5 protein-coding genes are annotated in these 6941 nt (G+C 70.7%); 4 read left to right on the forward strand and 1 reads right to left on the reverse strand.

All coding sequences use genetic code 11. The annotated features are described in order from the left end of the window. The first annotated feature begins 43 nt into the window (after window positions 1–43). Window positions 44–2122: a MinD/ParA family ATP-binding protein gene (locus K5S26_RS04435; RefSeq protein ID WP_308122753.1), complete on the forward strand. Its 2079-nt coding sequence runs from the start codon at window positions 44–46 to the stop codon at window positions 2120–2122. Beyond that, on the forward strand, window positions 2119–2610 hold the full coding sequence (locus K5S26_RS04440; RefSeq protein WP_221856386.1) for a peptide deformylase: 492 nt from the start codon (window positions 2119–2121) through the stop codon (window positions 2608–2610). The genes K5S26_RS04435 and K5S26_RS04440 overlap by 4 nt, the downstream gene beginning before the upstream one ends. Before the next feature lie 134 nt (window positions 2611–2744). Here the strand turns inward: K5S26_RS04440 and K5S26_RS04445 are convergent, their stop codons facing one another. Beyond that, window positions 2745–4574 (reverse strand): AMP-dependent synthetase/ligase, encoded by a 1830-nt coding sequence (locus K5S26_RS04445; protein WP_221856388.1) that lies wholly within the window; start codon window positions 4572–4574, stop codon window positions 2745–2747. A 170-nt stretch (window positions 4575–4744) separates the two neighbouring features. Between K5S26_RS04445 and K5S26_RS04450 the strand changes: the two genes are divergently transcribed. Further along, window positions 4745–5488, forward strand: coding sequence for a lysophospholipid acyltransferase family protein (locus tag K5S26_RS04450; protein ID WP_221856390.1), 744 nt, complete (start codon window positions 4745–4747; stop codon window positions 5486–5488). A 41-nt stretch (window positions 5489–5529) separates the two neighbouring features. Then, on the forward strand, window positions 5530–6867 hold the full coding sequence (locus K5S26_RS04455; RefSeq protein WP_221856392.1) for a class II 3-deoxy-7-phosphoheptulonate synthase: 1338 nt from the start codon (window positions 5530–5532) through the stop codon (window positions 6865–6867). Window positions 6868–6941: the final 74 nt, after the last annotated feature.

Genomic DNA, 6941 nt, shown 5'->3' on the forward strand with positions numbered 1-6941 from the left:
CTCGCCCGGTGGGGATCGTCATCCCCGTTGGAGTGAACCCGCAGTGGCCAAGAAGATCACGACCGAACACGACGACGTCCAGATGCAGGGCGAGGACCACGGCGTCCTCGACCACAGCGGACTCGACACGACCGCCATCGGCATCCTCGGCACGCAGACCGCGCAGGTGCGCGTCGTGCTGCCGCAGGTGCTGGAGGAGCCGGACGACGAGGTCGTCGACGACGAGCTCGAGCCCGGGGACCTGCGCAGCGGCGAGATCGTGATCGAGCTCCCCGCCGATCGCTTCGACGGCGATCGCGCCGAGACGGCCGCCCCCGCATCCGACGAGGACGCGGCGATCACCGGCGAGATCGTCGAGGACGTGGTCGCCGCCGTGCGGGAGCAGGCCGCTGCCGCCGCCGACGATGCCGAGGCCGATGAGGCGGACCAGGTGATCGACGTCGTCGTGATGCCCGAGCCCGAGTCCGCCGGCCCGGCACAGGAGGTCGCCGCCGACGATGCGGCGGACATCGACGACACCGAGGACGTCGACGACACCGAGGACGTCGAGGACACGGCGGACGTCGACGACGTCGTTGCCGACGACACCGATGGTCTCGATCCCGACGACGTCGAGCGGGAGGACGCCGCGGACGCGGCTGAGGACGATGTGGAGGAGGCGCCCTCGATCGAGGGTGGCGCGCCCGACGATGACACCGCCGCGAGCGACGCCGGCACCGTGAGCGATGACGTCGAGGCGGACGACGAAGGGGACGCGGCGGACGACCCGTCGCCGGTGGACGACTGGCGCGCGGCCGCCGCCGAGCTGCTCGCCGAGGTCGACGACGCCGGCCACGAGTCCGACGCCGAGGCGGAGGAGCCTCGCGAGGAGCCCGCCACGGACGACCTGGACGAGACCGACGCAGGCGCCGAGCCGGACGTGGCGGCCGTCGAGGACGACGAGGCGGAGACCGAAGCCGAGGCGGACGAGCCGGTCGTCGAGGACCGGGCCGCCGTCGTAGCCACGGCCTCCGCCGGCGCGGCACGCGCCACGTCGCACGCCCGGGCTTGGGCCGAGGAGACGGCGGCGCAGCGGGCAGCCGTCGAGGCGGCCCCGGAGAGCACGCAGAAGACCCAGACGACAGGAGCACTCACGATGACCGCCCGACGTCTGGAGGACCTCGGCAAGGACGCGGAGCGCGAGTCGAGCGACCTCCTCACCGCCGATCGCGTGCTCAACCCGCACCGGGTCGCGCGCCCGGCGCCCGAGGGCGCGTGGAGCGAGTTCGTCTACGGCCTGACCGGCGGCCGGGTCAACCTGGGCGACGGTCGCAAGGCGCGCGCCCGCAAGGCGCTCGACGCGCGCGTGGCCGCCCCCCTGGCGGGCGAGACCCGATTCGTGCCCGTGCTCAGCCGCAAGGGCGGCGTCGGCAAGACCACCGTGACGACGCTGCTCGGCATGGCGCTGGCGGACGGACGCGACGACCGCGTGATCGCGATCGACGCGAACCCCGACCGCGGCACGCTGGCGGACCGCATCGCGAAGCGCACCGACAGGACCGTGCGCGACCTGGTGCACCGCGCGGGGGAGATCCGCGGCTACAACGACATCTCGCGCTTCGTCGCGCGCGACGAGACCCGTCTGGACGTCCTCGCCTCCGACACCGACCCGCGCATCGCCGAGGCGTTCGGCGAGGAGGACTACCGACGCGTGGCCAAGGTCGCCGAGCACTTCTATTCGCTCGCGCTCACCGACACCGGCACCGGCATCATCCACTCCGCGATGTCGGCCACCCTGGCCCACGCCGACCAGCTGGTCATCGTGACGGGGCTCAACCTGGACGAGGTGCGCCTCGCGTCCGAGACCATCACCTGGCTGGAGTCCAACGGGTACGACGAGCTCGCCCGCCGGGCGATCGTCGTGCTGAACCAGCAGTCTCCCGGTGCGCCCATGGTGCGCCTGAGCGAGCTCGAGGTCCATTTCGGCAGCCGGGTGCAGGCGGTCGTGCACCTGCCCTACGACGCGGCCCTGGGAGCCGGCAGCGCCATCGTCTACCGCGATCTGCGCGCCGAGACGCGGCAGGCCGCCCGCGAGCTGGCCGCGCGTGTCGTGGACGGTCTGCGCGAGGGCCGCTCCGCGTGACCGTCCGCGAGATCCGCCTGTACGGCGACCCGGTGCTGCGGACGCCCTGCGCCGAGATCGAGAAGATCGACGACGGCGTCCGCGCCCTGGTCCAGGACCTGCTCGACTCGGTCGCCCTGCCGGGCCGTGCCGGCGTCGCTGCTCCGCAGATCGGCGTCGGCCTTCGCGCCTTCAGCTACAACGTCGACGGGACCATCGGCTACGTGCTGAACCCCCGCATCGTCGAGGTGCGCGGCGAGCCGCAGCCCACGGGGGAGGGGTGCCTGTCGGTGCCCGGCCTCTGGCACGACGCGCTCCGTCATCCGTACGCCCGCGTCGAGGGCATCGACCTCGACGGCGCGAAGGTGGTGCTCGAGGGCGAGGGGCTCATGGCGCAGATGCTGCAGCACGAGACCGACCACCTCGACGGGATGGTGTACCTGCAGCGCCTCGCTAAGGACGAGCGGGCCAAGGCGATGAGGGCCGTCCGCGAGAGCGACTGGTTTTGACGCCGCGTCAAGGTTGAGCGAGGGTGCGCAGCGCCCGAGCCGAGACCCGACCCTGTCGCGCCTGACTCCTCGTGCGTGAAGAGGCCCGGTCCCGATCTTCCGGGGCCGGGCCTCTTCACGGCACATCGGACGGCTCAGCCGGCGACCGAGATGTTGGTGGTCGAGACCGGCGCGGCGTAGATGTCCTCGATCTCGTGCGCGAAGTCCTTGATGATCTCGGCACGCTTGATCGACAGCTTCGGCGTCAGGTGACCGGTCGCCTCGGTCCACTCGGTGCCGAGGATCGTGAACTTCCGGATCGACTCCGCTCGGGACACGCGCGAGTTGGCCTCGTCGATCGCGCGCTGCACCTCGGCTCGGACGGTCAGGTTCTTCGCCGCCTGCTCGAGCGTGAGGTCAGCGCTCTCGCCGTGCGTCGCCAGCCAGGCCGGCAGCATCTCGGGATCGAGCGTGACGAGCGCCGAGATGAACGGCTTCTGATCGCCGACCACGACCACCTGGCCGACGATCGGGTTCGCGCGGATCGGGTCCTCGAGCGCGGCGGGAGCGACGTTCTTGCCTCCGGCCGTGACGATGATCTCCTTCTTGCGTCCCGTGATGGTGAGGTAGCCGTCGTCGTCGAACGAGCCGAGATCGCCCGTGCGGAACCACTCGCCGTCGAATGCCTCCGCCGTCGCGTCGGGGTTCTTCCAGTACTCGCGGAACACATTGACGCCCTTGACCTGGATCTCTCCGTCGTCGGCGACGCGGAGGCCGATGCCGGGCAGAGCGGGGCCGACCGTGCCGACCTTGATCTTGCCCGGCAGGTTGACGCTCGCGGGCGCCGTGGTCTCGGTGAGTCCGTAGCCTTCGAGGATCTTGATCCCCAGGCTGTGGAAGAAGTGTCCGAGGCGCGGGCCGAGCGGAGCCGAGCCGGAGACGGCGTAGGTGACCCGCCCGCCCATGAGCGCACGCAGCTTCGAGTACACGAGCCGGTCGAACAGCGAGAACCGGAGCCGCAGGCCGAGCCCGATCTTGTCGCCGTCCTGGAGCCGGCGCGAGTGCTCGATGGCCGTCTTGGCAGCCGCGCGGAAGATGCGGCCCTTGCCCTCGCCCTCGGTCTTCTGCTCGGCGGAGTTGTAGACCTTCTCGAACACGCGCGGCACGGCCAGCAGCAGTGTGGGCTGGAACGAGCCGAGCGTCTTGACGAGGTTCTTCGTGTTCGGCTCGTGACCCGTCTTCACCCCCGCGTGGATGTAGAGCACGGACATGAACCGCGCGAACACGTGCGCCGTCGTGATGAACAGCACGGTCGAGGCGCCCGGCTGGTGCACGATCTCCGACAGCGCCTCGGCGGCGTTGCGCGACAGCTCGACGAAGTTGCTGTGCGTCAGCACGCAGCCCTTGGGTCGTCCGGTGGAGCCGGAGGTGTAGATGAGGGTCGCGATGTCCGCGCCCTTGGCCAGGCCGCGACGGCGCTCGATCTCGTCGTCCGCCACGTCGGCGCCCTGAGCGCTCAGCGACGCGACGGCGTCCTCGTCCATGCGCCACACGGTGCGGATCAGCGGCAGCTCGTCGGCGACGGTCTGGAACGACTCGGCGTGCGCGGCGCTCTCCGTGATGAGGCCGACGGCGCCGGAGTCGGACAGGATCCACTGGATCTGGGCGGGGGAGCTCGTCTCGTAGACGGGGACCATGATCGCGCCCGCATAGAACAGCGCGAAGTCGATCAGCGTCCACTGATACGTGGTCTTCGCGAGGAAGCCGATCTTCTCGCCCGGCTGCACCCCCGCGACGACGAACCCCTTGGCCAGCGCGATCACCTGCCGCTCGAACTCCGCGGCGGTCACGTCTCGCCAGCCGTCGCCTTCCGGGATGCCGAAGAGCGGTCTGTCGGGTGTGGCCTTCACGCGTTCGACCAGCAGATCGGCGACGTTCGCCTCTGGGTCGGCGGGGACGATCGCGGGTGTCGAGAACTCGATCACGGCAGCTCCTTCGGTACCGGATGGGCGGGCTGGCTCGATTCTAATCGCACGCATTCACCGCGCCACCTGTCCCATGGGGCGCGGTGGCGGCGGCGAGTCGGCCGTTAGACTGCTGAGCGGCCCGCCCTCTGCGCCGGGCGTCCGGCGGCAGGGAAGGGACGTGCTCCGCGGTGTTCTACTGGCTGATGAAGTACATCGTCATCGGTCCGCTCGTGAAGGCGATCTTCCGCCCCTGGGTCATCGGGGCCGGCAACATCCCGCAGACCGGACCGGCGATCCTCGCGAGCAACCACCTCTCGGTGTCCGACTCGGTGTTCCTGCCGCTCATGATCGAGCGCCCCATGACGTTCCTCGCGAAGGCCGAGTACTTCACGGGCAAGGGGCTCAAGGGCTGGGCCACGAAGTGGTTCATGAGGGGCACCGGGCAGATCCCGATCGACCGGTCCGGAGGATCGGCGTCGGAGGCCGCGCTGAACACGGCCCTGCAGGTGCTGGGGCGCGGTGACCTGCTCGGCATCTACCCCGAGGGCACCCGCAGCCCCGACGGCATCCTGTATCGCGGGCGGACGGGCATCGCCCGCATGGCGCTCGAGGCGAAGGTGCCGGTCGTCCCCGTCGTGATGATCGACACCGACACCATGATGCCGATCGGCACGAGCCTGCCCCGGGTCGTGCGCGTCGGCGTGGTCATCGGCGAGCCGCTCGACTTCAGCCGCTACGCGGGCATGGAGAACGACCGCTACATCCTGCGCTCCGTGACGGACGAGATCATGGTCGCGCTGCAGCGCCTCGGCCAGCAGCAGTACCGCGACGTCTACGCGTCGTCGGTCAAGCAGCAGCGGCAGGCCGGCGTGTCGGGCGCCGCCTCCACCGGCGGGGAGGCGACGGACACCGCCACGATCGCGGCCGACTGAGGGTGGTCTTCGGCGTCGCGCGGCGGCGCTAGCATCGAAGAATGCACCTCACTTCCGATGCTCTGGATGCCTGGCGATCCCTTCCGATCAAGCAGCAGCCGGAGTGGCCGGACTATGCGGAGGTCGAGCGCGTCTCGACCGAGCTCTCGCAGCAGCCCCCGCTCGTGTTCGCGGGCGAGGTGGACAGCCTCAAGGAGCGCCTCGGTCAGGCTGCCGCCGGCAAGGCGTTCCTGCTGCAGGGCGGCGACTGCGCCGAGACGTTCGCGGGAGCCACCGCCGACAAGATCCGCAACCGTGTGAAGACCGTGCTGCAGATGGCGGTCGTGCTCACGTACGGCGCGTCGATGCCCGTCGTGAAGATGGGGCGCATGGCCGGTCAGTTCGCCAAGCCCCGCTCGAACAACGAGGAGACCCGCGGCGACGTGACGCTGCCCGCGTACCGCGGCGACATCGTCAACGGCTTCGACTTCACGTCCGCGTCGCGGCAGGCGGACCCGCAGCGGCTGCTCAAGGGCTACCACATGGCCGCCTCGACGCTGAACCTGATCCGCGCCTTCACGCAGGGCGGTTTCGCGGACCTGCGCGAGGTGCACTCCTGGAACAAGGGCTTCGCGCAGAACCCGGCGAACCAGCGGTACGAGCGGCTCGCCGGCGAGATCGACCGCGCGATCCGCTTCATGGAGGCGGCGGGCGCCGACTTCGACACGCTCCGTGGCACCGAGTTCTACACCGGCCACGAGGGCCTGCTGATGGACTACGAGCGTCCGCTCACGCGCATCGACTCGCGGACCGGCACGCCGTACAACACGTCGGCGCACTTCGTCTGGATCGGCGAGCGCACGCGCGACCTGGACGGCGCGCACGTCGACTACTTCTCGCGCATCCGCAACCCCATCGGGGTCAAGCTCGGCCCCAGCACGACGCCGGAGACGGCGCTGGCGCTCATCGACAAGCTCGACCCCGAGCGCGAGCCCGGACGCCTGACCTTCATCACGCGCATGGGCGCGGGCAAGATCCGCGATGCGCTGCCCCCGCTGCTCGAGGCCGTGAAGGACTCGGGCGCGACCCCGCTGTGGGTCACCGACCCGATGCACGGCAACGGCTTCACCACCGAGACCGGGTACAAGACGCGTCGCTTCGACGACGTCGTCGACGAGGTCCGCGGCTTCTTCGAGGCGCACCGGTCCGCCGGCACCCACCCGGGCGGTATCCACGTCGAGCTGACGGGCGACGACGTGACGGAGTGCCTGGGCGGCTCCGAGCAGATCGACGAGGCGACTCTCGCGACCCGCTACGAGTCGCTGTGCGACCCGCGCCTGAACCACATGCAGTCGCTCGAGCTGGCGTTCCTGGTCGCCGAGGAGCTCGAGAAGCGCTGACCTGACGGTGGTGGCGGGCGCGCGGGGGGCGGGGCCCCCCCCCCCCAGGGAGCCCCCCACCCCCCCCCACACGA

The organism is Microbacterium marinilacus, assembly GCF_019753765.1.
In the GTDB taxonomy this organism is placed as follows: domain Bacteria; phylum Actinomycetota; class Actinomycetes; order Actinomycetales; family Microbacteriaceae; genus Microbacterium; species Microbacterium marinilacus.

What these genes read in the sequence shown, in the direction of transcription:
- K5S26_RS04455 (WP_221856392.1), top strand. Translation starts at nt 5,530, where the DNA reads ATGCACCTCACTTCCGATGCTCTGGATGCCTGGCGATCCCTTCCGATC.